Here is a 25302-nt window from a genome sequence, read left to right on the forward strand (position 1 = left end):
CGAAGCCGCCGGGTCGCATCCGCACCCGGCGGCTTCCACATGTCCCCGCCGGGTGAAACCATCAGCCCCGGGTCGCATTCACGCCGTTTTCTTCCCGCCGCCCCGCTTGCGATAATCGAACGCGGAGCCGCGGAATGAGGCAATGCTCGGACGTCCTACTACTGGCCACCGGCCGTACGGGCGTGAGCGCGGCCCGTCACTACAACCGGTGAAGGACAACCACTCATGACGACGCCCACGATCGAGCTCAAGCCCTCCGCCAGCCCCACCGCCGCCGCCGAGCGCGAGGCGGTCCTGGCGAACCCCGGGTTCGGCCGCCACTTCACCGACCACATGGTGACGATCAAGTGGACCGAGGGCCGCGGCTGGCACGACGGCCAGCTCGTCCCGTACGCGCCGATCCCGCTCGACCCGGCGACCAACGTCCTGCACTACGCCCAGGAGATCTTCGAGGGCCTCAAGGCCTATCGCCGCCCCGACGGCTCCGTCGCCACCTTCCGCCCGGACAAGAACGCCCTGCGCTTCCAGGCCTCCGCCCGCCGGCTGGCCATGCCCGAGCTGCCGGTCGAGACCTTCATCGAGGCCTGTGACGTCCTGGTCGCCCAGGACAAGGACTGGGTGCCCGCGCACGGTGGCGAGGAGTCCCTCTACCTGCGCCCCTTCATGATCGCGACCGAGGTCGGGCTGGGCGTGAAGCCGGCCAACGAGTACCTGTTCCTGGTCATCGCCTCCCCGGCCGGCGCCTACTTCCCGGGCGGCGTGAAGCCCGTCTCCATCTGGGTCTCCGAGGACCATGTCCGCGCCGTCCCCGGCGGCATGGGCGACGCCAAGACCGGCGGCAACTACGCCGCCTCCCTGCTCGCCCAGGCCGAGGCCGCCGCGCAGGGCTGCGCCCAGGTCTGCTACCTCGACGCGGTCGAGCGCACCTGGGTCGAGGAGCTCGGCGGCATGAACCTCTACTTCGTCTACGGCAACAAGATCATCACGCCGTCGCTGACCGGCTCCATCCTGGAGGGCGTCACCCGTGACTCCCTGCTCACCGTCGCCCGCGACCTCGGCTACGAGGCCGAGGAGGGCCGGGTCTCCGTCGACCAGTGGCAGCGCGACTCGGAGAACGGCACCCTGACCGAGGTCTTCGCCTGCGGCACCGCCGCCGTGATCACCCCGGTCGGCACGGTCAAGCGCACCGGCGCCGAGTGGCGGCAGTCGGGCGGCGAGCCCGGCGAGGTCACCCTGAAGCTCCGCCAGGCACTGCTGGACATCCAGCGCGGCACGGCCGAGGACCGGCACGGCTGGATGCACCCGCTGGGCTGAGCCACCGCATCCCTGCCCGGGGCCGCTCCCGACATCCGGGGGCGGCCCTGCCGCGTCTTTCGGGGATCACCCCGTATGGAGCGTCACTCGAACCAGTCGTACGGAAGTCTTACGATCTTCATGCTGAGCAGCTTAGAGTGACGCTCGAACCATCGGAGGTCACCGTGCGACTCACCCCCACCGAACGCGACCGCCTGCTGCTCTTCGGCGCCGCCGAGCTGGCCCGGGCCAGAAGGGCACGCGGGCTGCGGCTCAACGTGCCCGAGGCGACCGCGCTCGTCGCGGACACCGTCTGCGAGGCGGCCCGGGACGGGCTGCGGCTGGCCGAGGCGATCGAGCGCGCCCGCTCGGTGCTCGGCCCGGACGACGTACTGCCGGGCGTGGCGGACATCGTCACCGAGGTGCACGTCGAAGCCGTCTTCGACGACGGCTCCCGGCTCGCGGTGGTCTGCGACCCGATCGGCGGCGGACTCGGCGACCGCGCCCCCGGCGCCCTGCTGCCCGGCCCCGCGCACCAGGAGCCCGGGGCGACCGTCCGGCTGACCGTGACCAACACCGCCGACGTGCCCGTCTCCGTCACCTCCCACTTCCACTTCTTCGAGGCCAACCCGCGGCTCGCCTTCGACCGTACGGCCGCCTACGGCATGCGGCCGGCCGTGCCCGCGGGCTCCTCGGTGCGGTTCGGGCCGGGAGAGACGCTGGAGATCGGCCTCCTGCCGATCGGCGGCGCCCGCGTCGCCATCGGCTTCGCCGGTCTCGTCGACGGACCGCTGGACGCGCCCGGCGCCCGCGAGGAGGCGCTGCGCCGCGCCGCCGCCTGCGGCTACCTCGGCGTACCGGAGAGCCCGGCGCGGGAGGACGCGCGATGAGCCGCCCCGGAGGCCACCCCGCCGAGGCCCGCCGCCTCACCCCGTACGAGTACGCCGCCACCCACGGCCCCCGCGCCGGCGACCGGGTCCGCCTCGGCGACTCGGGACTCGTCGTCCGGGTGGAGTCCGACTCCCAGCGCCCCGGCGACGAGTTCCTGGCCGGCTTCGGCAAGACCGCCCGCGACGGACTGCATCTGAAGGCCGCCGCCGTCCGCGACACCTGTGACGTCGTGATCAGCAACGTCGTGGTGATCGACGCCGTCCTCGGCGTCCGCAAGGTGTCCCTCGGCATCCGCGAGGGCCGGATCCACGCCATCGGGCGGGCCGGGAACCCCGACACCCTCGACGGGGTCGACGTGGTCGTCGGCACCGGGACCTCCATCGTCTCCGGCGAGGGGCTGATCGCCACCGCCGGGGCCGTCGACACCCATGTCCATCTGCTGTCGCCGCGGATCATGGAGGCCTCGCTGGCCTCCGGCGTCACCACGGTCATCGGGCAGGAGTTCGGGCCGGTATGGGGCGTCGGCGTCAACTCGCCCTGGGCGCTGCGGCACGCGTTCGGCGCGTTCGACGCCTGGCCGGTCAACATCGGCTTCCTGGGCCGGGGTTCGTCCTCCCACGCGGCGCCCCTGGTGGAGGCGCTGGCCGAGGGCGGCGCCTCCGGATTCAAGGTGCACGAGGACATGGGCGCCCACACCAGGGCGCTGGACACGGCCCTGCGCGTCGCCGAGGAGCACGACGTCCAGGTCGCCCTGCACAGCGACGGCCTGAACGAGTGCCTCTCCGTCGAGGACACCCTCAGGGTGCTGGAGGGCCGGACCATCCATGCCTTCCACATCGAGGGCTGCGGCGGCGGACACGTCCCCAACGTGCTGAAGATGGCCGGCGTCCCGAACGTCATCGGCTCCTCGACCAACCCCACGCTCCCCTTCGGCCGGGACGCCGTCGCCGAGCACTACGGCATGATCGTCTCCGTCCACGACCTCAAGACCGACCTGCCCGGCGACGCGGCCATGGCCCGCGACCGCATCCGCGCCGGAACCATGGGCGCCGAGGACGTCCTGCACGACCTGGGCGCGATCGGCATCACCTCCTCCGACGCCCAGGGCATGGGCCGGGCGGGGGAGACGGTCCGCCGGACCTTCGCCATGGCCGGGAAGATGAAGGCCGAGTTCGGCGGCCCGGACGACGGGCACGACAACGAGCGCGTCCTGCGGTACATCGCCAAGCTGACCATCAACCCGGCCATCGCGCACGGCCTCGCGCACGAGGTCGGCTCGATCGAGGTCGGCAAGCTCGCCGACATCGTGCTGTGGCGCCCGGAGTACTTCGGCGCCAAGCCGCAGCTCGTCCTCAAGGCCGGCTTCCCGGCGTACGGCGTGACGGGCGACCCGAACGCGGCCACCGACGACTGCGAACCCCTCGTCCTGGGGCCGCAGTTCGGGGCGTACGGCGCGACCCCCGCCGACCTCTCCGTGGCCTTCGTCGCGCAGGCCGCCCTGGACCAGGGCCACGACCGGATGCCGACCCGCCGCCGCCGGGTCGCCGTCCGCGGCACCCGCGGGATCGGCCCGGCCGACCTGCGCCTCAACTCCCGTACCGGAGCGGTCGACGTGGACCGGCGCACCGGCCTGGTCACCCTCGACGGCGAGCCCCTGCACTGCGCACCGGCCGAGTCCGTCTCCCTCAACCGCCTGTACTTCCTCTGAGACCCCTCCTCCCGATTCTTCCGACAAGACCCCTTTCCCAAGGACACCGGACATGACCACACCCGCCGCCGACGGCTTCCGCATGCCCGCCGAGTGGACCCCGCACGAACGCACCTGGATGGCCTGGCCGGGCCCCAACGACACCTTCGCCGACGACGGGGAACTCGCCGCCGCCCGCTCCGCCTGGGCGCCGGTCGCCCGTACGGTCCGCCGCTTCGAACCGGTCACGGTGGTGTGCGGACCGGGACAGTCCGCGGCGGCCGCCGCGCTCCTCGGCCCCGAGGTGGACCTCGTCGAACGCGACCTCGACGACGCCTGGATGCGTGACATCGGCCCCACGTTCCTGACCGACGACCGCGGTGGACTCGCCGCCGTCGACTGGACGTTCAACGGCTGGGGCGCCCAGCACTGGGCCCGCTGGGAACACGACGCGAAGATCGCCGCGCACGTCGCCGACCTCGCGGGGGCGCGCACGTACGCCTCGCGGCTGGTCAACGAGGGCGGCGCGATCCATGTCGACGGCGAGGGGACGGTCCTGCTCACGGAGACCGTCCAGCTCGGCCCGGAACGCAACCCCGGCTGGACCCGCGAGGAGGCCGAGGCCGAGGTCCACGCCATGCTCGGCACCCGCAAGGCGATCTGGCTGCCGCGCGGCCTGACCGGCGACTACCCCCCGCACGGCTACGGCACCCTCGGCCACGTCGACATCGTCGCCGCCTTCGCCGCCCCCGGCGTGGTCGTGGCGCACCGCCAGCCCGACCCGGCCCACCCCGACCACGAGGTCGCCGAGGAGGTCATCGGCATCCTCCGCGCCGCGACCGACGCCCGGGGCCGCCGCCTGGAGGTCGTCGACGTCCCCGCCCCCACCGTCCTGGAGGCCGACGGCCACTGGGCCGACTACTCCTACATCAACCACTACCTCTGCAACGGCGGGGTCGTCCTCTGCGCCTTCGACGACCCCCGCGACGCCCTCGCCGCCGACATCTTCCGCCGCCTCTTCCCCGACCGCGCGGTCACCCTGGTCGACGCCCGCACGATCTTCGCGGGCGGCGGCGGCATCCACTGCATCACCCAGCAGCAGCCGAAGCCCCGGGTCGGGTAGAACGTACGCGTGAACGTACTGCTGTGCTGCACGGCCTGCGGCCATCGACTCACCGAGCCGCTGCTGCGGCTGCCCGAACTGCCCCGGCGTCCGGTCTACGAGGGGCTGAAGAATCCGGACGGCTCGCGGCACGCCCCGTCGACCGTGCCGCGGGGCGCCTACGCGGTGGACCCGGAACCGTCCGGGGCGCCGTTCGTGCCGCATCCGGATCCGGAATGGACCGGGGCGGCGATCCCGGGGCTGTGCATGTCGGACCCCGACGGCGACGGGTGCCTGATGTCGGCCGGGCCGCGCGACACCTTGGTGACGCACCCCGAGGACACCGCTGGGCGACTGGCCCGCAACCCCGAGTCGTCGGAGTCCGGCTGCTGTGGCGCACCCGGGCAGGAGGGCCCCAACCAGGTGTGCGGGGCCTGCGGCGCGGTGGTCGGGACCCTGTTCAGCGACTGTTACGTCCCGTACGAGTTCCACTTCCTGCCCGACGCCGTGCGGGTGACCCCCGTATGAGCTCCGCCCGCCGCACCCCGGCCCCGCCGCGTGAGCGGATCCTCACCGCGGCCATGGAGATGATCGCCGAACGCGGGCTGGAGAAGCTCACCATGGCCGGGCTCGGCCGTGAGGTCGGGATGAGCAGTGGGCATCTGCTCTACTACTTCCACTCCAAGGACGAGCTGCTGCTGCAGACCCTGGAGTGGAGCGAGGGCCGGCTGGGTGCAGAGCGGGCGCGGCTGCTGACCGGGCCCGCGGGCGCCCGCGAGCGGCTCGACGCCTATGTCGACCTGTACGTCCCCGACGGGCACCGCGATCCGCACTGGACGCTCTGGCTGGAGGTCTGGAACCGCTCGCAGAACGCCGACGACACCGCCCGCGACCGGCAGGCCGCCATCGAGGGGGCCTGGCACCGCGACCTCGTGGCCGTGCTCGCGGAAGGGGTGTCCCGCGGCGAGTTCCGCCCGGTCGACCCCGACCGGTACGCGGCCCGGCTGCGGGCGCTGCTGGACGGTTTCTCCATCCATGTGGCGATCGGACTGCGCGGCACGGACCGGCAGCAGGTGCTGGCGCATGTGCGCGAGTTCCTGGACGCCTCGCTTCCCGCATCCTGAGACGCCCGGCTCATGGCGGTCCGGCTTGTGCCAGACTGCCCCCGTGTTCTCGTTCGCCATGATTATTGGCAGCAGGCGCGCCGGTCCGCAGTGACCGCCACGTACGACCAGGTACGGGTGGCCACCGTCGTCCTCGACCCGCGCGCAGACCTCTCGCACCCGCGAGAGGTTTTTCGCTTTTCTGGCCCACCCACAGCCGGGAGCGAGCGCACGAGGGACCATGGGGACGGTGGAGCCGGTCATTCCGGTAAGACCGAAGATCCACAACAGGAGCCTTGAGACCATGACCGAGACGGCAACCAGCGAGCTCGACGACTCGTTCCACGTCTTCGACACCACTCTGCGCGACGGCGCCCAGCGGGAGGGCATCAACCTCACCGTCGCCGACAAGCTCGCGATCGCACGGCACCTGGACGACTTCGGCGTCGGCTTCATCGAGGGCGGCTGGCCCGGCGCCAACCCCCGCGACACCGAGTTCTTCGCCCGCGCCCAGCAGGAGATCGACTTCAAGCACGCCCAGCTGGTCGCCTTCGGCGCGACCCGCCGCGCGGGCGCCAAGGCCTCCGAGGACCCGCAGGTCAAGGCGCTCCTGGACTCCGGGGCCGGGGTCATCACCCTGGTCGCCAAGTCCCACGACCGGCATGTCGAGCTGGCCCTGCGCACCACCCTGGACGAGAACCTGGAGATGGTCCGCGACACCGTCTCCTTCCTGCGCGAGCAGGGCCGCCGGGTCTTCGTCGACTGCGAGCACTTCTTCGACGGCTACCGCGCCAACCCCGAGTACGCGAAGGCGGTCGTCCGGGCGGCCTCGGAGGCCGGCGCCGACGTCGTCATCCTCTGTGACACCAACGGCGGCATGCTCCCCGCCCAGGTCCAGGCGGTCGTCTCCACCGTGCTCGCCGACACCGGCGCCCGGCTCGGCATCCACGCCCAGGACGACACCGGCTGCGCGGTCGCCAACACCCTCGCCGCCGTGGACGCCGGCGCCACCCACGTCCAGTGCACGGCGAACGGCTACGGCGAGCGCGTCGGCAACGCCAACCTCTTCCCGGTCGTCGCCGCCCTGGAACTGAAGTACGGCAAGAAGGTCCTCCCCGAGGGCCGGCTGCGCGAGATGACCCGGATCTCGCACGCCATCGCCGAGGTCGTCAACCTCACCCCCTCCACCCACCAGCCCTACGTCGGCGTCTCCGCCTTCGCCCACAAGGCCGGACTGCACGCCTCCGCCATCAAGGTCGACCCGGACCTGTACCAGCACATCGACCCCGAGCTGGTCGGCAACACCATGCGCATGCTGGTCTCCGACATGGCCGGCCGGGCCTCGGTCGAGCTCAAGGGCAAGGAACTCGGCGTCGACCTCGGCGGCGACCGCGAGCTGGTCGGCCGGGTCGTGGAGCGGGTCAAGGAGCGCGAGCTCAAGGGCTACACGTACGAAGCGGCCGACGCGTCCTTCGAGCTGCTGCTGCGCACCGAGGTCCAGGGCGGCAAGCCGCTGCGCTACTTCGAGGTGGAGTCCTGGCGGGCCATCGTCGAGGACCGCCCCGACGGCACCCACGCCAACGAGGCCACCGTCAAGCTGTGGGCCAAGGGCGAGCGGATCGTCGCCACCGCCGAGGGCAACGGCCCGGTGAACGCCCTCGACCGGGCCCTGCGGGTCGGGCTGGAGAAGATCTACCCCCAGCTCGCCAAGCTCGACCTGGTCGACTACAAGGTCCGTATCCTCGAGGGCGTCCACGGCACCGAGTCCACCACCCGCGTCCTGATCTCCACGGCCGACGGGACCGGCGAGTGGTCCACGGTCGGCGTCGCGGAGAACGTCATCGCGGCCTCCTGGCAGGCCCTGGAGGACGCCTACACGTACGGCCTGCTGAAGGCCGGAGTCCAGCCGGCCGAGTGACCGGCGTCAGAACCCCCGCCACACGTTGTCGAAGGCCGCGTCCTCGACGCGCCGCCGCTGCCGTACGGCCTCCAGCTCCGTCAGCGCGCCGTTGACCGCCGCGAGCACGGTCACCACCGCCTCGTCCGCCGGGACCGGCGGCTCGTCCGCCGCTCCCTCGGGGATGCCCAGAGCGGCGGCGAGCGAGGCGAGGACGGGCTCGCGGGAGGTCCAGCGCTCGGTCGCGCGGGCCCGGTCCGGCGCCTCCGCGGCGACCTCGCGGCCGTTCCTCGGCGCCAGCAGCCGGTACCGGGGCCGGCCGGCCCGCTCCTCCGTCTCCAGTTCGTTGGCGTAGGTCTGGGCGAGCCCGTCCCCGCGGCGCCACAGCCAGTCCTCGACCGACTCGTGCGGCGGCTGCCGGACGAGGGCCGCACCGGCCTCGGCCAGCAGCCGGTCGTCCGTGGCCGGCGGCAGCCCGGGCACGATGCGGTCGTCGTCCAGCGTGACCGCCTCGGCGGCGAGCAGGTCGGCCAGCTCGGCCCCCGCGAGGGCCAGGGAGAGGTCGCCCCGCTCGACGGGCCGGGCGGACGGGACGTCGAGGGAGACGATCAGCAGATCGCGCGCAGTGGTCATGGCGGACTCCAGGTCGGTTGCCCCCATGATCCCCCCGTCCCCGGCCCGGGGCGAGAACACCTCTTGACGGGCCTGCGGGCCGTTAGTTAACTCACGGCGTGATCTAAGTCCTGAGTGAATCCGAGAGCCGAGGGAAGGTCCATGCCGAGAACCGCCCTGCTCGTCTCCACTGCACTGTTCGCCGCGCTGCTGTCCCCGACCGCCGTCCGTGCCGCCGCCGACCCCGCCCCGACCCCCGTCGACCGCTTCGAGGGCGAGGTCCCCTTCGCGTCCCAGCCCGCCGAGGGCATCTTCACCTGGGGCAGCGACGCCGACGACCCGCCCGCGCTCCGGCTGGCCGACCGCGCCGACGCCCCCGAGGGCGAGCGGGTCCTCACCGGCGACTACGACATCAGCGGCTGGGGCGGCTTCACCCACGACTACGCCGCCACCGGACCCGCCCACGACTGGTCCGCCCACCAGGGCATCCGGTTCTGGTGGCAGGGACACGGCGACGGCCGCAGGATCGCCTTCGAGATCAAGGACGGCGGCGCCCACGGTGAGGCCTCCGAACTGTGGACGACGTCCTTCACCGACGACTTCACCGGCTGGAAGCGCATCGAGATCCCCTTCGCCGACTTCCGGTACCGCACCGACTACCAGCCGGTCGGCGGCATCGACCACGTCCTCGGACTGACGCAGATGTGGGGGTACGCGGTCACCCTCCCCACCGGCGCCGGCGGCGACTTCGCCATGGACGGCGTCGAGCTCTACGGCCGCGCCGACCAGTCCCTGCGCGCCTCCGTCACCACCGACGCGGCCGTGTACCCCGTCGCCGAGGGCGGCGCGGCCACGGTCCGGGTCACCCTCGCCACCACCGGTGCCGCACCGGTCGACGAGCCCGTGACGGTGACCTACGGGACGGCCGACGGCACCGCCGAGCCCGGCCGGGACTACACCCCGGTCACCGGCACCCTCACCTTCCCCGCGGGCACCCCCTCCGGGACCTCCCGCACGGTCCGGATCCCGACCCTGCGGGACCGGGCCGCCGAAGCCGCCGAGACCATCCCCCTGACCCTGACGGTCACCGGTGCCAAGGCCCCCGCCGAGACCCCGCAGGTCGTGATCGACGCGCACGGACTGCCGTATCTGAACAGCAAGTTGCCGGTGAAGCGGCGCGTCGCCGATCTGCTCTCCCGGATGTCCCTGGCGGAGAAGGCCGGTCAGATGACCCAGGCCGAGCGCGGCGCGCTGACCGCGCCGGGCGACATCGCCGCGTACGACCTCGGCTCGCTGCTGTCCGGCGGCGGCTCGACGCCCACGCCCAACACCCCCGAGGCCTGGGCGAAGATGATCGACGCCTTCCAGCTCCGGACGCGGGCCACGAGGTTCCAGATCCCGCTGATCTACGGGGTGGACGCCGTGCACGGCCACAACAACCTCGTCGGCGCCACGGTCATGCCGCACAACATCGGCATCGGAGCGACGCGGGATCCCCAACTCGCCCACCGCACCGGAGAGGTGACCGCCGCCGAGGTCCGCGCCACCGGTGTCCCCTGGGACTTCGCCCCCTGCCTGTGCGTCACCCGCGACGAACGCTGGGGCCGCTCCTACGAGTCCTTCGGTGAGGACCCGGCGCTGGTGGAGTCCATGGAGACGGTGATCCAGGGCCTCCAGGGCGCCCCGGACGGACGGGACTTGAAGGACGACGACAAGGTCCTCGCCACCGCCAAGCACTTCGTCGGCGACGGCGGCACCACCTACGGCTCCTCCACCACCGGCAGCTACACCATCGACCAGGGCGTCACCGAGGTCACCCGGAAGCAGCTGGAGGCCGTCCATCTCGCGCCGTACCGGGAAGCGGTCGACCGCGGTGTCGGCACGGTCATGCCCTCCTACTCCTCCCTCGACATCGCGGGGGACGGGCAGGGCCCGGTGAAGATGCACGCCCGCGCCGACATGATCAACGGTGTGCTGAAGGGCCGGATGGGCTTCGACGGGTTCGTCATCAGCGACTGGGCGGCCATCGACCAGCTCCCCGGCGACTACGCCTCGGACGTCCGCACGTCGGTCAACGCCGGCCTGGACATGATCATGGTCCCGTACGCCTACCAGGACTTCACCCGGACGCTGACCGACGAGGTGACGGCGGGCCGGATCGCCGAGCGGCGGATCGACGACGCCGTCTCCCGCATCCTCACCCAGAAGATCCGCCTCGGCCTCTTCGAACGCCCGTACGCCGACACCAGTGGCGCCGCGGACATCGGCTCCGCCGCCCACCGGGCCGTGGCCCGCCGGGCCGCCGCCGAGTCGCAGGTGCTGCTGAAGAACTCCGGCGGTCTGCTGCCCCTGAAGAAGACGCAGAAGGTGTACGTCGCCGGATCGAACGCCGACGACATCGGCAACCAGACCGGCGGCTGGACGGTCACCTGGCAGGGAGCCTCCGGGAACACCACCCCCGGCACGACGATCCTGGAGGGGATACGGCGGACGGGCGCCCCGGTGACGTACTCCAAGGACGCCTCCGCACCCCTGACCGGCTACGACGTCGGTGTGGTCGTCGTCGGCGAGACCCCCTACGCCGAGGGCGTCGGCGACGTCGGCAACGGCAACGACCTGGAGCTGAGCCCCGCCGACCGGGCGGCCGTGGACAGGGTGTGCGCGGCCATGAAGTGCGCGGTGCTGATCGTCTCCGGGCGCCCCCAGCTGATCGGCGACCGGCTCGGCCCGATCGACGCCCTGGTCGCCTCCTGGCTGCCGGGCACGGAGGGCGACGGCGTGGCCGACGTCCTCTACGGCCGCCGGCCCTTCACCGGCCGGCTCCCGGTGACCTGGCCCCGCTCGGAGGCCCAGCTCCCGATCAACGTCGGCGACCCGGTGTACGACCCGCAGTACCCGTACGGCTGGGGTCTGACGACCCTGACGAAGACCCCCGGGGGCGGACTCGCCGCCCTGTACCGGCTGGCGGACGCGGCGGGGCGGGCGCACACCGCCCAGGCGGGCCGCAGCGCCGTCGAGCAGGCCCGCCGGATCGTCGAGCGGCGCATCGCCGACCGGATCACGGCCGCCTCGGCGAAACCGTTCGCCGAGGCCGACCATCTACTGCTGACCGGGCGGTACGCCCGGGCGGTGCGCAAGCTGATCGAGGCCTATCGCGCCGGGTGACCCGTTTGGGAGGCTTCGGGTAGTTTCGAGATATGAAGGGTGTCGTACGGCCCCGAAGCCTTGCCGTGCTGCTGGCGGCGCTGGCACTGGCCCTCCTCACCGTGCTCGCACCGCGGGCGGCGGCCGAGACCAGTGTGTCGAGGATCGCCGACGCCCTGCGCGAGAGCCCCGTCTACGTCGACCCGGCCGCGTCCGCCCAGCTCTCCTCGGCGGACGCGGACGCCCTGCGGCGGCGGATCGAGGACGCGGACAAACCCCTGTTCGTCGCCGTCCTCCCGGCCGGCTACCCGACCGCCCGGCTCTTCACCGACCTGCGCACGGCCACCGGTGTCACCGGCCTGTACGCGATCCGCCTCGGCGACCGCTTCGACGCCCGCGCCGACTCGGCCGTGCTGTCCCGCACGGCCGTGGGGAACCTGGTGACCAGCGTCCAGGACGAGCCCGACGCCGCCACCCAGCTCGGCGACTTCACCGACCGGGCCCTGCCGACCATGCGCGGCTCGGCGCCCGCGAGCTGGGGCTCCTCCGGCGGCGGGGGCGGGATCTCCACGGCCGGTCTGGTCACCGCCGGGGTGGTCCTCGTCGCGGGCGGCGCGGGTGCCTACACCCTGGTCCGGCGCAACCGCAGCCGGCACGAGGAGGAGCGGCGGGCGGCGCTGGAGAAGCTGCGGGTGGTGGTCGACGAGGACATCACCGCCTTCGGCGAGGAACTGGACCGCCTGGACTTCCACCCGGCCGAGCCGGGCGCCGACGACGCGATGCGCGCCGACTACGAACGCGCGCTGGACGCCTACGACCAGGCGAAGTCGGCGATGGCCGCGGCGGACAGACCGGAGGACGTGCGGGCCGTCACCCAGGCCCTGGAGGACGGCCGCTTCTCCCTCGCCCAGCTGGCCGCCCGGCGTGAGCGGCGGCCCCTGCCCGAGCGCCGGCCGCCGTGCTTCTTCGACCCCCGCCACGGTCCCTCCACCACCGACGCCGACTGGACCCCGCCCGGCGGCGCGCCGCGCGAGGTGCCGGTCTGCGCGGCGGACGCCACCCGGCTGGCCGACGGCCGCGATCCGGTGATCCGCGAGGTGGACAGCGACCACGGGCGCCGCCCCTACTGGGAGGCCGGCCCCGCCTACGGCCCCTGGGCCGGCGGCTACTTCGGCGGCGGCCTGCTGCCCGGCCTGCTCGTCGGCACCATGCTCGGCGGCCTGATGGCCACCCCGTCCTACGCGAGCGACTTCGGCTCGGGATACGGCGACTTCGGCGGCTACGAGGGCGGCGACGTCTCCGGCGCCGACTTCGACCCGGGCGACTTCGGCGGGGGCGGCGGCGACTTCGGCGGAGGGGGAGACTTCGGAGGCGGCGGCGACTTCGGCGGCGGCTTCTGAGAAGGGAAGCCCCTGAGAAGGGGGGGCGAGGGGGGCGCGCCGAAGGCAGCGCCCCCAGGGGTGCGGGGAACTGACCGACCAGCCCGCACGCACCCGCACCCGAAGCGCGACCGCTAGAGCGAGGCAGCCGCCGAGGCGATCGCCGAGGCGAACGTGGACACCTCGGAGTAGACACCGGGCGCGTTGGGCCGGGCGCAGCCGATGCCCCAGCTCACGATGCCGACCTGGACCCACTCGTTCGCGGAGTCCCGGCGGAACATCGGGCCGCCGGAGTCGCCCTGACAGGTGTCGACGCCGCCGGAGGCGTAGCCGGCGCAGATCTCGTCGCTCGCGACCAGCCCGCTGTAGCTGCCGCCGTACGCGCGGCAGGTGGCGTCGCTGATGAACGGCACCGTGGCCTTGAGCAGGTAGCGCTGCTGGGCCCCGCCCTCGACGGCGGCGCCCCAGCCGGCGACGGTGAAGGTGCCGGTGTTGTACTGCGTGGTCGTGGCGATCTTCAGCGTCGGCAGGTTGATGGGCTGGGCGAGCTTGATCAGCGCCCAGTCCTTGCCGTTGCCGTTGTAGCCGGGGGCCCGGTAGACGTACGTCGACCGCACCTGGACCCGGCCGGTGGTGGACTGGAGGTCCACCACGCCGGCGGTGGCGGTGATGCTCGTGTTGGCGCCGGTGCCGCTGACGCAGTGGGCGGCGGTCAGCACGATCTGCTGGGTGTAGAGCGCGCCGCCGCAGCCCATCGAGAGCCGGACCATGAACGGGAACTCGCCCTGCGCGGCACGGGTTCCGCCGATGACGGGGGAGGGGGCGGCCTGCGCGGCCGACACGGGCTGAAGGCTCGCGACGGCGAGCGCGGCGGCGCCGACGGCCGCGAGTCTCTTGAGGGCGGTGAGGAGCTTCTTCATGGTGCTGCCTCCGTGGGGGGTTCGGTGTCTGACGTGCCCATGTCATACATCGAGGCAAAGAAACACCCATGCGCTGGCATGGTCAGGTCAAATCCATTCCCAGGATTATGGGAATCCGCCGACCTCCCGCACAAGGGCCCCGATTCGGCCACCCGCCCGCACCTCGGCGGCCGCCGTCGCTCGGCCGGCGGCCGCCGGTGGGGTCCGTGGGGCGCGGTCAGTCCTGTGCTGCCGACTTGGCGTAGTCCAGGAGTTGTTCGAAGTCGATCGCTCCGGGATCGCCATGGGTGTTCTCCGGTACGTGCATGTGCCCGCACACTCCCCGGAACGCGTTCCACCGCTGGAAGCTCATCCGCTGACCGCCCCCGTTCCCGGAGGACCTCGGGTACGGCGGCCACAGCGCCGGCCCGCGCAGCGGCACGTCGTGGTGGATGTGCATCCACGCCAGGTACCGCGCCACGCCCCGCAGTGCCCACTCGGGCGCCTGGGGCCAGTAGATGTGCGCCGGTTCGCCCGTCCCCCACTTGGTGTGGCGCTCGGGGTCGCAGGTGCCGACGAGTTCCACCTGGCAGACGTTCAGGGTGTTCGTCTCCACCCCGCCGCGCAGATTGACCAGCGCGCGCGAGGAGACGTCGATGTCGAAGTGCTGGTACCACCGCAGCCGCTTGGCGCCGAAGTCCGGCACGGCCGTGAGGTTCGGCGCGTTCGCGCCGCCCTGGTAGTCGGGCAGCGAACGGCCCTCGGTGGTGTGGAGAACGACGGCGTTGACCTCCATCCGGTCACCGCCGAACGTGCTCTGGTACCAGTGGTCGCGGTGTGCGCCCGGGTAGTGCTGGGGTCCGGTCCTGGTGCTCATGACCGCGACTGTGGCACAGCTCACAGATGGCGGCCGGGAGCATTCCGCTTCCGGCCGCCATCTGCTGCTTTCTGAGGTTTTCTGCCCTACCTCGGACGTCGGGTCACGCGTTCTTGATCGCCGAGATGTCGAAGTTCAGCTTGATCTTGTCCGAGACCAGGACGCCCCCGGTCTCCAGCGCCGCGTTCCAGGTCAGGCCCCACTCGGAGCGCAGGATCTCGGCCTTGCCCTCGAAGCCGGCGCGCTCGTTGCCGAACGGGTCCTTGGCGGAGCCGTTGAACTCCAGGTCGATCGTGATCGGCTTCGTCACGCCGAGGATGCTCAGATCGCCGGTGATCCGGTAGTCGTCGCCGCCCAGCGCCTCGGCGGAGGTGGAGCGGAAGGTCATGGCCGGGAACTCGTCGGTCTTGAAGAAGTCCGCGCTCTTCAGGTGGCCGTCACGGTCGGCGGACCCGGTGTCGATGCTCTCCATCTTCACGTCGAGGGAGGCGGTGGACCGCGACGGGTCGGTGCCGTCCAGGTGCAGGGACCCGGTGAAGTCGTTGAACTTGCCCTTGACGTTCGTGACCATCGCGTGCCGGGCGACGAAGCCGATCGTGGAGTGTGCCGGGTCGATCGAGTAGTCGCCGGTGACCGCGGCGAGGTCCGGCGTCACCGTGGCGTCGGCGGTGCTCTCGCCGGTGTCCTTGCGGCTGAAGATGCCCATGACGTGCCTCCTGAGGGGACGAGAAGATCGCTCTTCTGTTCAATATTCAACCACATTAACGGAGGAGACCCCCGGCCTATTCCGGCCCGCACCCCATGAGGCTCGCCGCGTCACTCCGACGGCGGATGCCCCACGGCGCGCCGCGGGCCCGGATGTGAACGGTGTCTCATCCTCCGCCTTTGTGTGACCTCCACAAGCCACAAGCCTCCTGAGCAGTCAGAACGCCTGCATACCCCCATGGTTCTGTTCGGTGCTACCAGGAAAACGCTCCGAGGACTGTACGGAGTCGACGTCTCGCTTTCCTTGGTGGGCTTCGTAAGGTCGCTACATGACCGTTTTGGAAGAGACGACGGGCGAACCGGACGCGGTGCCCTCGGAGCCCACGGACGCTCGCGGGCGTGTGGCCGAGCTGCACGGGATCCGCGCGCAGGCGCTGGCCGGCCCGAGCGAGAAGGCGACCCAGGCGCAGCACGCCAAGGGCAAGCTGACCGCGCGGGAGCGGATCGAGCTGCTGGTGGACCCGGGTTCCTTCCAGGAGGTCGAGCAGCTGCGCCGGCACCGGGCGAGCGGTTTCGGTCTGGAGACGAAGAAGCCGTACACGGACGGTGTGATCACCGGCTGGGGCACGGTGGAGGGCCGTACGGTCTTCGTCTACGCCCATGACTTCCGGATCTTCGGCGGCGCCCTGGGCGAGGCCCACGCCACGAAGATCCACAAGATCATGGACATGGCCATCGCGGCCGGTGCGCCGCTGGTGTCGCTCAACGACGGCGCCGGCGCCCGGATCCAGGAGGGCGTCTCCGCGCTCGCCGGCTACGGCGGCATCTTCCAGCGCAACACCAAGGCCTCGGGTGTCATCCCGCAGATCTCGGTGATGCTCGGTCCCTGTGCGGGCGGCGCGGCCTACAGCCCCGCCCTGACGGACTTCGTGTTCATGGTCCGTGAGACCTCGCAGATGTTCATCACCGGCCCGGACGTCGTCAAGGCGGTCACCGGCGAGGAGATCACCCAGAACGGCCTCGGCGGCGCGGACGTGCACGCCGAGACCTCCGGTGTGTGCCACTTCGCCTACGACGACGAGGAGACCTGCATCGCGGAGGTCCGCTACCTCCTGTCGCTGCTGCCGCAGAACAACCGCGAGAACCCGCCGCGCGTCGCCACCACCGACCCGGCGGACCGGCGCGGCGACGTGCTGCTCGACCTGGTCCCGGCCGACGGCAACCGGCCCTACGACATGACCAAGGTCATCGAGGAGATCGTCGACGACGGCGAGTACCTCGAGGTCCACGAGCGCTGGGCCCGCAACATCATCTGCGCGCTGGCCCGCCTCGACGGCCAGGCCGTCGGCATCGTCGCCAACCAGCCCCAGTCCCTGGCCGGCGTGCTGGACATCGAGGCCTCGGAGAAGGCCGCCCGCTTCGTGCAGATGTGCGACGCGTTCAACATCCCGATCCTCACCCTTCTGGACGTCCCCGGCTTCCTCCCGGGCGTCGACCAGGAGCACGGTGGAATCATCCGCCACGGCGCGAAGCTGCTGTACGCCTACTGCAACGCGACCGTGCCCCGGATCTCGCTCATCCTGCGCAAGGCCTACGGCGGGGCGTACATCGTCATGGACAGCCAGTCCATCGGCGCCGACCTCACCTACGCCTGGCCCACCAACGAGATCGCCGTGATGGGTGCCGAGGGCGCCGCCAACGTCATCTTCCGGCGTCAGATCGCCGAGGCCGAGGACCCCGAGGCCATGCGGGCCCGCATGGTCAAGGAGTACAAGTCCGAGCTGATGCACCCGTACTACGCGGCCGAGCGCGGCCTGGTCGACGACGTCATCGACCCCGCCGAGACCCGCGAGATCCTCGTCAAGTCGCTCGCGATGCTCCAGTCCAAGCACGCCGACCTGCCGTCGCGCAAGCACGGCAACCCCCCGCAGTAACCCGGCGGACTCTCCCCGATACCTCTGCGGAAACCTCTCTCACGGAGACTGACACCCATGAACACTCCCGACATTCGCGTCGAGAAGGGCCATGCCGAGCCCGAGGAAGTCGCCGCCATCACGGCGATCCTGCTGGCCCGCGCCGCCGCCCGCACCTCCGAGCCCACCCAGGCCCACCGTCCCCACCGCAAGGCCGGCTGGCGCCGCCTGGAGCGCGAGAACGGCTTCCGCGCCCCGCACAGCTGGCGGTAGGCTGCGCCGCTCCAGCCGTTCGTACGTGAAGAAGGGCCCCTCTGCCGAAAGAGGGGCCCTTCTCCGTGCACACGTCCAGGGAGGGACCATGGGCCTGCCGACGGATCTCGTGGACCGGGTGGCGCGGATCGACGCCCTGCTGAGGCCGATCGCCCAGCGACCGGTGGACACCACCGACCCCGACTGGGAGACCCGGATGCGTGAGCGGCCCCGGCCGCTGGACGAGGCGGGCGTCCGGGCGGACGCCGAGGCCGCGCTGCGCGAGCTGCTCGCCCGGTACGAGCACGGGGACGACGAGGACCGGGACGCCGTACGCGCGCTGCTGGAGCGGTGCTCCTCGTTCCGCTGGGCCACGCACCTGCCGTACGCGCACACCGCCGAGGGGTTCCGGCAGGAGCTGCTGCACCTGTCCGCCCGGGACCAGGGCCACGACACCCGCGACGAACTGCTCACCCTGCACGACCTGTGTGCCCAGGCACGGCGGGCCGGGGTCGACATCCGCCCGCTGCTGCTGGAGGTCGCCGCGCTCTCCAGCACCGAGGACAAATACGGGATGGGCTCCGTGCAGGCGCTCCTGAGGGCCGCCGGCTGAGACCCCTCCCGGACGTACGCATGAGAACGGCCCCTGCGCTCCCTCGGGGAGGGCAGGGGCCGTTCTCATGTCGGAGATCTACCGCAGGCGGGCCATCAGCGCGTGCTCCACGAGCGTGATGAGCGCCGACTTGGCGTCCGAGCGGTGCCGGGCGTCCGTGGTGATGATCGGGGCGTCCGGGCCGATCTGGAGCGCCTCGCGGACCTCTTCGGGGTTGTACGGCTGGTTGCCGTCGAAGCCGTTGAGGGCGATCACGAACGGCAGGCCGCTGTTCTCGAAGTAGTCGACCGCGGGGAAGCAGTCGGCGAGACGACGGGTGTCCACCAGGACGATCGCGCCGATGGCGCCGCGCACCAGGTCGTCCCACATGAACCAGAAGCGGTCCTGGCCGGGCGTGCCGAACAGGTACAGGATCAGGTCCTGGTCCAGGGTGATACGTCCGAAGTCCATGGCCACCGTGGTGGTGGTCTTGTCCCCGGTGTGGGTGAGATCGTCGATGCCCGCCGACGCGGACGTCATGACGGCCTCGGTACGCAGCGGGTTGATCTCCGAGACGGCCCCGACGAACGTGGTCTTGCCCACGCCGAAGCCACCCGCCACCACGATCTTCGCCGAGGTGGTGGAGCGGGAAGGACCGCCGCTAGAGCTTGCGAAGTCCACTGAGCACCCTTTCGAGCAGTGTCACGTCTGGCTGGCCGCCGGCGCTCTCGTCGCCGCCGGGCTGATGGATGGCGACCAGTCCCGCCTCCGCCAAGTCGGCGACGAGGATCCTGGCCACGCCGAGAGGGATGGTCAGGAGGGCCGAGATCTCGGCCACCGACTTGATCTCACGGCACAGATTGCAGATCCGCTGATGCTCGGGCAACTGGCCCTGCATCTGGTGCGGCTGCGCAGTGGTGTGCACCAGCGCCTCGATGGCGAGCTGGTAGCGCGGGCGCGTCCGGCCGCCGGTCATGGCGTACGGACGCACCAGGGGGTTGTTCGACGCCCCGGCGGGCGCCGGCTCGGGGGTGCGGCGCTGCGGCTGCACGGGCTGGATGCGCGGCGCCTGCGGCTGGTCGTACGGCGACGGCCCGGGGCCCTGAGGGCTCTGGGGTGCGTACGGCCGCTGCTGGCTCGGTGCGGAGGGGAAGTTGTAACGGTTCGGGTTGTGGGAACCGTCGCCCGGGCCCTGGGGAGGACCGTACGACCAATTACCCGTATTCGAACCGCCTGGGGGTGTTGCCACTTTCTCTCCTCCTCCGACTGCGCCGGGCACCCATCACTATGGAGCCGCGTCCCGAAACCCTACGGCCTCGGGACGCCAAAACGCACCGTCCGACTGTTAGTTGAGAAGGCTCCCTTGGAGCTCCGCACGAAGATCGGGCGTCAGGACCGTACCCGCACGGTCCACCAGAAGGGCCATCTCGTACCCAATGAGGCCGATGTCCGCCTCCGGGTGCGCGAGTACCGCGAGCGAGGAACCGTCCGATACGGACATGATGAACAGGAATCCCCGTTCCATCTCCACAACCGTCTGGTTCACGGCGCCGCCCTCGAAGATCCGGGAGGCGCCCGCGGTCAGGGACGTCAGACCGGATGCGACGGCCGCGAGCTGGTCGGCGCGGTCGCGGGGGAAGCCTTCGGACATCGCCAGAAGGAGTCCGTCGGCGGAGACCACCACCGTGTGGGACACCCCCGGGGTGTTGTCCACGAAGTTGGTGATCAACCAGTTCAGGTTCTGTGCCGCCTGGCTCATCGGGCTCACACTAACGCTCCTGGTTGTAGGTGCTGTCAGGACCGAAGCCCTGGCCGTTCGTTTCACTGCCTGCGTTGCGTCCGCGCTGGACGCCCCGACGCAGGTTGCTCAACCTGCCTCGGACGTCCTCCGGAGCGCGGGAGACCTGTGGGCCTCCCTGAGGGGTGCTCTCGGCGGTGCCCTCGACCAGGTTGGCCTTGGGTACACGCCGCGGCAGACCGGACGAGGTGACCCCGCCTGCCTTGGGCTTCCGGAGCTGCGAGGCCTGCTGCCAGCGCGCGTCGTTCGCCGAACGCCAGGCGCTGTCGCCGTTGCTCTCCGAAGTGGAGGCCGGCGCTTCCGTGCTCACGGGCCGTGCGGCGCCGTTCGAACCGTTCGCCGCGGTGGATCCGCGGCGGGGAAGCCCGGCGTCGGTCAGCTCGTGGACGGCGGAGGGGGCCGGTCCCGGACGCTCGAAGCCTACGCGGTCCTGCTCACTCGCGTCAGCGGCCTGCGTGGATTCCGCTTCCGGAGCGTACTGGTCCGGGTAGCCGTTCTGGTAACCGGACTGCTGCGGCCAGTCGTCCTGGTAGGACTTCTCCTCGTACGTCGGGTAGCCGTCGGCCGCGGTGGCGTGCGACGGTGCGCGCTCCTCCTGGGCCGGCTCCGCATACGCCGGGTCGGGGTAACCGCCGTTGGGCGAGAAGCCGTTGCTCTGCGGCACCCCACCGGGGGCGGTGAAGGACTCGCCCTGCGGCATTCCGTCGCTCGGCGCGAAGTACTGCTCGTCGTACGCAGGCCGCCGCTGCTCCTCGTACGGCGCCTGCTGCTGCTCCTCGTACGCCGTACGGCCGCTCTGGCCGTTCGCGCCCTCGTACGCCCCCGGCTGGTCCACGAACGCCGTCTGGCTGCTGTCGTAGCCCGTCGGGGCCGCGTCGAAGCCGTTGTCGTACACGGGCTGCTGCGGGGTGCCGTCGAAGCCCTCCGCGAAGGCGGGGATCTCCTGGGTCTGCTGCGGGTGACCGGCCTGGGACTCCAGGGCGGCCTTGCGCTCCTCGCGCATCAGCGAGCGGCCCACCGGGTCCAGGTCGCGCAGGTCGTCGGGGACCTCGTAGCGGCTGTCGTCGAAGCCGAGTTCGGCGGCCGTGCGCATCGGCAGGCCGGTGTTGAAGTCCTCGCCCGGGAGCTGCTGCTGCTGGTGCTGCTCCGGGATGATCTGCGAGACGGTGAACTCGTCGCGCTCGGGCTGCTCGCCGCCGCCACCGTGGGTGATGGCGTCCGGGAGCATGACCAGCGAGGTGGTGCCGGCCTGCTCGCCCGAGGGACGCAGCTGGACCCGGATGCCGTGCCGGTCGGACAGCCGGCCGACCACGAAGAGGCCCATGCGCTGGGAGATCGCGGCGTCCACGGTCGGCGGGTTGGCCAGCTTGTGGTTGATGTCCGCGAAGTCCTCGGCGGTCAGACCGATGCCCTTGTCATGGATCTCGATCATGACGCGGCCGTCGGGGAGACGGGTCGCGGTGACGCGGACCTTGGTCTGCGGGGAGGAGAACGTCGTCGCGTTCTCCAGCAGCTCGGCGAGCAGGTGCACGAGGTCGGTCACGGCACGGCCGTGGATCTCGGCCTCCGGGACCCCGGACAGCTCGATGCGCTCGTACTGCTCCACCTCGGAGGAGGCGGCGCGCAGCACGTCGACCAGCGGGACCGGCTGGTCCCAGCGGCGGCCGGGCTCCTCGCCGGCGAGGACGAGGAGGTTCTCGCCGTTGCGGCGCATGCGGGTCGCGAGGTGGTCCAGGCGGAAGAGGTTCTCCAGCTGGTCCGGGTCGGCCTCGTTGTTCTCCAGGTCGGTGATCAGGGTCAGCTGGCCCTCGATCAGCGACTGGTTGCGGCGCGAGAGGTTGGTGAAGATCGCGTTGATGTTGCCCCGCAGCAGGGCCTGCTCGGCGGCGAGCCGGACGGCCTCGCGGTGGACCTGGTCGAAGGCGCGGGCGACTTCGCCGATCTCGTCCCTGGTGTTGATGGGGATGGGCTGGACCCTGGTGTCCACCCGGCCGGGGTCGGTACGCGAGAGCTGGTCGACCAGCATCGGCAGCCGCTGCTCGGCGATGCCGAAGGCGGCGTTGCGCAGCTGGCGCATCGAGGTGCTCATCTGGCGGGCCATGAGCGAGGCGATGATGAACGCGGCCAGCAGGGCGATGATGACGATCGAGGCGTTGATGATCGCGTCGCGCTGGGCGTCGGAGGCGATCTGCCCGGCTTCGTCCACCGCGCGGTTGATCATCTCGGTCTCGACCTGGTTGTAGCCCTCGAACTTCAGGGTCGCCGCGGCCATCCACGACTTGGCGGTGATGCCCTGGGCGGCGAGCTGGGCGGTTGTCAGCTGGCCGCTGCCGATTCGCGTGATCATGTCGGTCATCGACGGCGGCGCGGTGTACGTCTGGCCCGCGGCCTCCGTCTTGGCCTTGGCGTCGGCCGCGGCCTTCTCGCCCTCGGCCTGCTTCTCCTTCATGACCTCGGTGAGCCGCGCCTCGTCCTGGGGAGTGCCACCGGAGACGTACTCCTGCAGGGCGATGCCCTCGAGGTAGGCGTACGAGGTGAAGGCGGTGACCTGCTGCCGGTAGACCTTCTCGTCGGGGCTGGGCCGGACCAGCAGGTGCATGCCGATCGCGCGCTGCAGCGACTCGGCGCCCTTGCCGAGGGCGAGCGCGTACACCGAACGGCCGTACGCGGTGATGTTGCCGGTGCCGAGGCCGAGTTCGTTGGAGAACTCCACGAGCAGGTGCTCGACGGCGACGTAGCCCTCCTCGGTCTTCACCGGGTCCATCGCCTTGCCGTAGGCGGCCGCGCGGATCTTCGTCAGCGTCGGCTCGGCCTCTTCCACCAGGTTCAGGCGGCGCTTGAGGCCGTCCTTGTCCGGCATCCCGACGGTCTCCTGGTGGAAGGCGGCAGCCTTCTCATCGGTGACGGCGCGGGCCTGCTTGACGATCGGGGAGTCCTTCTTGTTCTCCAGCAGCGGCTCCGCCGAGACGTCCCGCTCGTTGAGGAGAGCCTGGGCGTACTCACCGGCGGCGGCCACGATCTTGGCGACCTTCTCGGCGTCCCGCGCCTCCTGCCAGGTGTCGATCGAGCCCTTCACCTGGAAGCCGCCCATGACCAGGCCGACCAGCACGGGTATGAGCAGGATCGCGTTCAGCCTCGTCGGCACCCGCCAGTTGCGCGGGGACAGACGACCACCGCTCTTCGGGGGTGCGGCCGTCGGCTCCGAGCCGGGGACAGGGGCGGGCGCCGCTCCGCGCGGCGGCGGCGTGAAGTTGCCCCGGGCCGCAGGCTCGGGACTTTTCTTGCTTCGCCTCACTCGACCAACAACCTCTCGGCGGTCGGCACCTTCCGTGCCGCAGTGTCTCAGAGCCCGGTCAGCCATCGACCATCAGTACGTCATTGACTATTGGGCAGTTCAGGCATTCCAGCACGACGCCCTGCGCGATTCCAAACATGGAGAAGTGCCGGTTCGAAGTGATGTAAGCCCCACATAAAACGGTCAAAAAGAGCGAGCCCCGTCAAAAGACGGGGCCTTCGTGCGCACAGCGAGACCAAGTGACCGCGTCGCGTGTCGGTACCACCCGATTCCTCTGCCGAAACGTTATGAACACCGGAGCCGGCCGTGTCAAAGGCCACAGCCGGCTCCGAAGCGTCTACGACAAGTGCCGTAGAAGCACTGGGAACTTGAAAGTTACCGCAAGCGCGCCATGAGCGCGTGCTCGACCAGCGTGATGAGCGCCGACTTGGCGTCCGAGCGGTGCCGGGCGTCCGTGGTGATGATCGGGGTGTCCGGACCGATCTGGAGCGCCTCGCGCACCTCTTCGGGCTGGTACGGCTGCTGCCCGTCGAAGCCGTTGAGGGCGACGACGAACGGCAGGCCGCTGTTCTCGAAGTAGTCGACCGCGGGGAAGCAGTCGGCGAGACGACGGGTGTCCACCAGCACGACCGCCCCGATCGCGCCGCGCACCAGGTCGTCCCACATGAACCAGAAGCGGTCCTGGCCGGGCGTGCCGAACAGGTACAGGATCAGGTCCTGGTCGAGGGTGATACGTCCGAAGTCCATGGCCACCGTGGTGGTGGTCTTGTCCCCGGTGTGGGTGAGGTCGTCGATGCCCGCCGACGCGGACGTCATGACGGCCTCGGTACGCAGCGGGTTGATCTCGGAGACGGCTCCCACGAACGTGGTCTTGCCCACGCCGAAGCCACCCGCCACCACGATCTTCGCGGAAGTGGTGGCCCGGCCCCCGTCAGAGCTTGCGAAGTCCACTGAGCACCCTTTCGAGCAGCGTCACGTCCGGAGCGCCGCCGTTGTTCTCGTCGCCGCCCGGCTGGTGGATGGCCACCAGACCGGCCTCGGCGAGGTCCGCCACCAGGATCCGGGCCACACCCAGCGGCATGGCCAGCAGCGCCGAGACCTCGGCGACCGACTTCACCTCGCGGCACAGGTGGCAGATGCGCTGGTGCTCCGGGAGCAGCCCCATCAGTGCTGCCGGGTCGGCCGTGGTGCTGATCAGCGCCTCGATGGCGAGCTGGTAGCGCGGCCGGGTCCGGCCGCCGGTCATCGCGTACGGACGCACCAGCGGCTGGTCGCCCTCATCCCCGTACGGCTCCGCGTACGGATCATGATGGGCGGGGGGCGGGGTCATGGATCCTCCGGGCGGGACAGCATTCTCGGTCAGTCGTGCCGTCCGTCGAGGCCGGTGGGGGGATTGTGTCGGCCGGACGGTGATTTCGTGAGGCGGGTGGTGCCGGGGCAGGTCAGTGGAGCAAACTGCCCTGGAGCTCGGCGCGCAGGTCTGGGGTGAGGACCGCGCCCGCGCGGTCGACAAGGAGCGCCATCTCGTAGCCGACGAGGCCGATGTCGCACTCCGGGTGCGCGAGCACGGCCAGGGACGAGCCGTCCGAGACGGACATGAGGAAGAGGAACCCTCTCTCCATCTCGACGACCGTCTGGGCCACGTTGCCGCCCTCGAAGATCCGGGAGGCACCGGCCGTGAGCGAGGTGAGCCCCGAGGCGACCGCCGCCAGCTGGTCGGCACGGTCGCGCGGGAAGCCCTCGGACATCGCGAGCAGGAGCCCGTCGGCGGACACGACGACGGTGTGGGACACCCCGGGGGTGTTGTCCACGAAGTTGGTGATCAACCAGTTCAGATTCTGTGCCGCCTGGCTCATCTGACTC

General features: G+C 71.2%; 23 protein-coding genes. 12 read left to right on the forward strand and 11 right to left on the reverse strand.

From position 1 onward, the window contains the following. The first annotated feature begins 225 nt into the window (after window positions 1-225). The 7 genes from AQJ64_RS27880 to cimA all read left to right on the forward strand — a co-directional run bounded on the left by AQJ64_RS27880 (window position 226) and on the right by cimA (window position 7994). Window positions 226-1314: a branched-chain amino acid aminotransferase gene (locus AQJ64_RS27880; protein WP_055633970.1), complete on the forward strand. Its 1089-nt coding sequence runs from the start codon at window positions 226-228 to the stop codon at window positions 1312-1314. Window positions 1315-1478: 164 nt separating this feature from the next. Then, entirely contained in the window at window positions 1479-2183 is a 705-nt protein-coding gene (gene ureA, locus AQJ64_RS27885) for an urease subunit gamma (RefSeq protein ID WP_055633977.1), read from the forward strand. Then, the gene (locus AQJ64_RS27890) at window positions 2180-3892 is read left to right on the forward strand and encodes an urease subunit alpha (RefSeq protein ID WP_059203093.1); all 1713 of its coding nucleotides are present in this window, start codon (window positions 2180-2182) and stop codon (window positions 3890-3892) included. The genes ureA and AQJ64_RS27890 overlap by 4 nt, the downstream gene beginning before the upstream one ends. 52 nt (window positions 3893-3944) lie before the next feature. Further along, complete coding sequence (locus AQJ64_RS27895; RefSeq protein WP_055633968.1) at window positions 3945-4994, forward strand: agmatine deiminase family protein; 1050 nt, start codon at window positions 3945-3947, stop codon at window positions 4992-4994. Window positions 4995-5003: 9 nt separating this feature from the next. Next, window positions 5004-5501, forward strand: coding sequence for a hypothetical protein (locus AQJ64_RS27900; protein WP_055633967.1), 498 nt, complete (start codon window positions 5004-5006; stop codon window positions 5499-5501). Next, window positions 5498-6097, forward strand: coding sequence for a TetR/AcrR family transcriptional regulator (locus AQJ64_RS27905; protein WP_055633966.1), 600 nt, complete (start codon window positions 5498-5500; stop codon window positions 6095-6097). The genes AQJ64_RS27900 and AQJ64_RS27905 overlap by 4 nt, the downstream gene beginning before the upstream one ends. A gap of 283 nt (window positions 6098-6380) precedes the next feature. Next, window positions 6381-7994 (forward strand): citramalate synthase, encoded by a 1614-nt coding sequence (cimA, locus tag AQJ64_RS27910; RefSeq protein WP_055633965.1) that lies wholly within the window; start codon window positions 6381-6383, stop codon window positions 7992-7994. 6 nt (window positions 7995-8000) lie between these two features. On the opposite strand, the gene AQJ64_RS27915 is transcribed toward cimA, so the two are convergent. Beyond that, on the reverse strand, window positions 8001-8606 hold the full coding sequence (locus AQJ64_RS27915) for a GOLPH3/VPS74 family protein (protein WP_055633964.1): 606 nt from the start codon (window positions 8604-8606) through the stop codon (window positions 8001-8003). Between the two features lie 141 nt (window positions 8607-8747). Here AQJ64_RS27915 and AQJ64_RS27920 point away from each other — a divergent pair, with 141 nt between their 5' ends. Together AQJ64_RS27920 and AQJ64_RS27925 are read left to right on the forward strand one after the other, a co-directional pair. Continuing rightward, window positions 8748-11750 carry a glycoside hydrolase family 3 protein gene (locus AQJ64_RS27920; protein ID WP_055633963.1) on the forward strand — a complete coding sequence of 1001 codons (3003 nt, stop codon included), beginning with the start codon at window positions 8748-8750 and terminating at the stop codon, window positions 11748-11750. 32 nt (window positions 11751-11782) lie between these two features. Beyond that, a complete protein-coding gene (locus AQJ64_RS27925; RefSeq protein ID WP_055633962.1) occupies window positions 11783-13129 on the forward strand; it encodes a hypothetical protein in 1347 nt (448 codons plus the stop codon). Between the two features lie 113 nt (window positions 13130-13242). On the opposite strand, the gene AQJ64_RS27930 is transcribed toward AQJ64_RS27925, so the two are convergent. The 3 genes from AQJ64_RS27930 to AQJ64_RS27940 all read right to left on the reverse strand — a co-directional run bounded on the left by AQJ64_RS27930 (window position 13243) and on the right by AQJ64_RS27940 (window position 15590). Then, entirely contained in the window at window positions 13243-14028 is a 786-nt protein-coding gene (locus AQJ64_RS27930; protein ID WP_055633961.1) for a S1 family peptidase, read from the reverse strand. Window positions 14029-14245: 217 nt separating this feature from the next. Continuing rightward, window positions 14246-14884: a hypothetical protein gene (locus tag AQJ64_RS27935; RefSeq protein WP_055633960.1), complete on the reverse strand. Its 639-nt coding sequence runs from the start codon at window positions 14882-14884 to the stop codon at window positions 14246-14248. Between the two features lie 103 nt (window positions 14885-14987). After that, window positions 14988-15590 (reverse strand): YceI family protein, encoded by a 603-nt coding sequence (locus AQJ64_RS27940; protein ID WP_055633959.1) that lies wholly within the window; start codon window positions 15588-15590, stop codon window positions 14988-14990. A 328-nt stretch (window positions 15591-15918) separates the two neighbouring features. Here AQJ64_RS27940 and AQJ64_RS27945 point away from each other — a divergent pair, with 328 nt between their 5' ends. From AQJ64_RS27945 to AQJ64_RS27955, 3 genes are all read left to right on the forward strand, one after another. Then, the gene (locus AQJ64_RS27945) at window positions 15919-17523 is read left to right on the forward strand and encodes an acyl-CoA carboxylase subunit beta (protein WP_055633958.1); all 1605 of its coding nucleotides are present in this window, start codon (window positions 15919-15921) and stop codon (window positions 17521-17523) included. 57 nt (window positions 17524-17580) lie between these two features. After that, window positions 17581-17775 carry an acyl-CoA carboxylase subunit epsilon gene (locus AQJ64_RS27950; protein ID WP_055633957.1) on the forward strand — a complete coding sequence of 65 codons (195 nt, stop codon included), beginning with the start codon at window positions 17581-17583 and terminating at the stop codon, window positions 17773-17775. Between the two features lie 88 nt (window positions 17776-17863). Continuing rightward, window positions 17864-18367 (forward strand): hypothetical protein, encoded by a 504-nt coding sequence (locus tag AQJ64_RS27955; RefSeq protein ID WP_055633956.1) that lies wholly within the window; start codon window positions 17864-17866, stop codon window positions 18365-18367. A 78-nt stretch (window positions 18368-18445) separates the two neighbouring features. Here the strand turns inward: AQJ64_RS27955 and AQJ64_RS27960 are convergent, their stop codons facing one another. The 7 genes from AQJ64_RS27960 to AQJ64_RS27990 all read right to left on the reverse strand — a co-directional run bounded on the left by AQJ64_RS27960 (window position 18446) and on the right by AQJ64_RS27990 (window position 25295). Further along, window positions 18446-19027, reverse strand: a complete 582-nt coding sequence (locus AQJ64_RS27960) for a GTP-binding protein (protein ID WP_055633955.1) — start codon at window positions 19025-19027, stop codon at window positions 18446-18448. Beyond that, window positions 19008-19595, reverse strand: a complete 588-nt coding sequence (locus tag AQJ64_RS27965; RefSeq protein ID WP_055633954.1) for a DUF742 domain-containing protein — start codon at window positions 19593-19595, stop codon at window positions 19008-19010. The genes AQJ64_RS27960 and AQJ64_RS27965 overlap by 20 nt, the downstream gene beginning before the upstream one ends. A 96-nt stretch (window positions 19596-19691) precedes the next feature. Next, window positions 19692-20105, reverse strand: coding sequence for a roadblock/LC7 domain-containing protein (locus AQJ64_RS27970; protein ID WP_003993185.1), 414 nt, complete (start codon window positions 20103-20105; stop codon window positions 19692-19694). A gap of 10 nt (window positions 20106-20115) precedes the next feature. Continuing rightward, window positions 20116-23439 (reverse strand): sensor histidine kinase, encoded by a 3324-nt coding sequence (locus AQJ64_RS27975; protein ID WP_079061986.1) that lies wholly within the window; start codon window positions 23437-23439, stop codon window positions 20116-20118. A gap of 375 nt (window positions 23440-23814) precedes the next feature. Next, complete coding sequence (locus AQJ64_RS27980) at window positions 23815-24390, reverse strand: GTP-binding protein (protein ID WP_030793795.1); 576 nt, start codon at window positions 24388-24390, stop codon at window positions 23815-23817. Beyond that, window positions 24371-24769, reverse strand: a complete 399-nt coding sequence (locus AQJ64_RS27985; RefSeq protein WP_055633953.1) for a DUF742 domain-containing protein — start codon at window positions 24767-24769, stop codon at window positions 24371-24373. The genes AQJ64_RS27980 and AQJ64_RS27985 overlap by 20 nt, the downstream gene beginning before the upstream one ends. Window positions 24770-24881: 112 nt before the next feature. Further along, window positions 24882-25295 carry a roadblock/LC7 domain-containing protein gene (locus tag AQJ64_RS27990; RefSeq protein WP_003973453.1) on the reverse strand — a complete coding sequence of 138 codons (414 nt, stop codon included), beginning with the start codon at window positions 25293-25295 and terminating at the stop codon, window positions 24882-24884. Between the last annotated feature and the right edge of the window lie 7 nt (window positions 25296-25302).

The sequence above is a fragment of the Streptomyces griseoruber genome, from assembly GCF_001514205.1.
Classification (GTDB): Bacteria; Actinomycetota; Actinomycetes; order Streptomycetales; family Streptomycetaceae; genus Streptomyces; species Streptomyces griseoruber.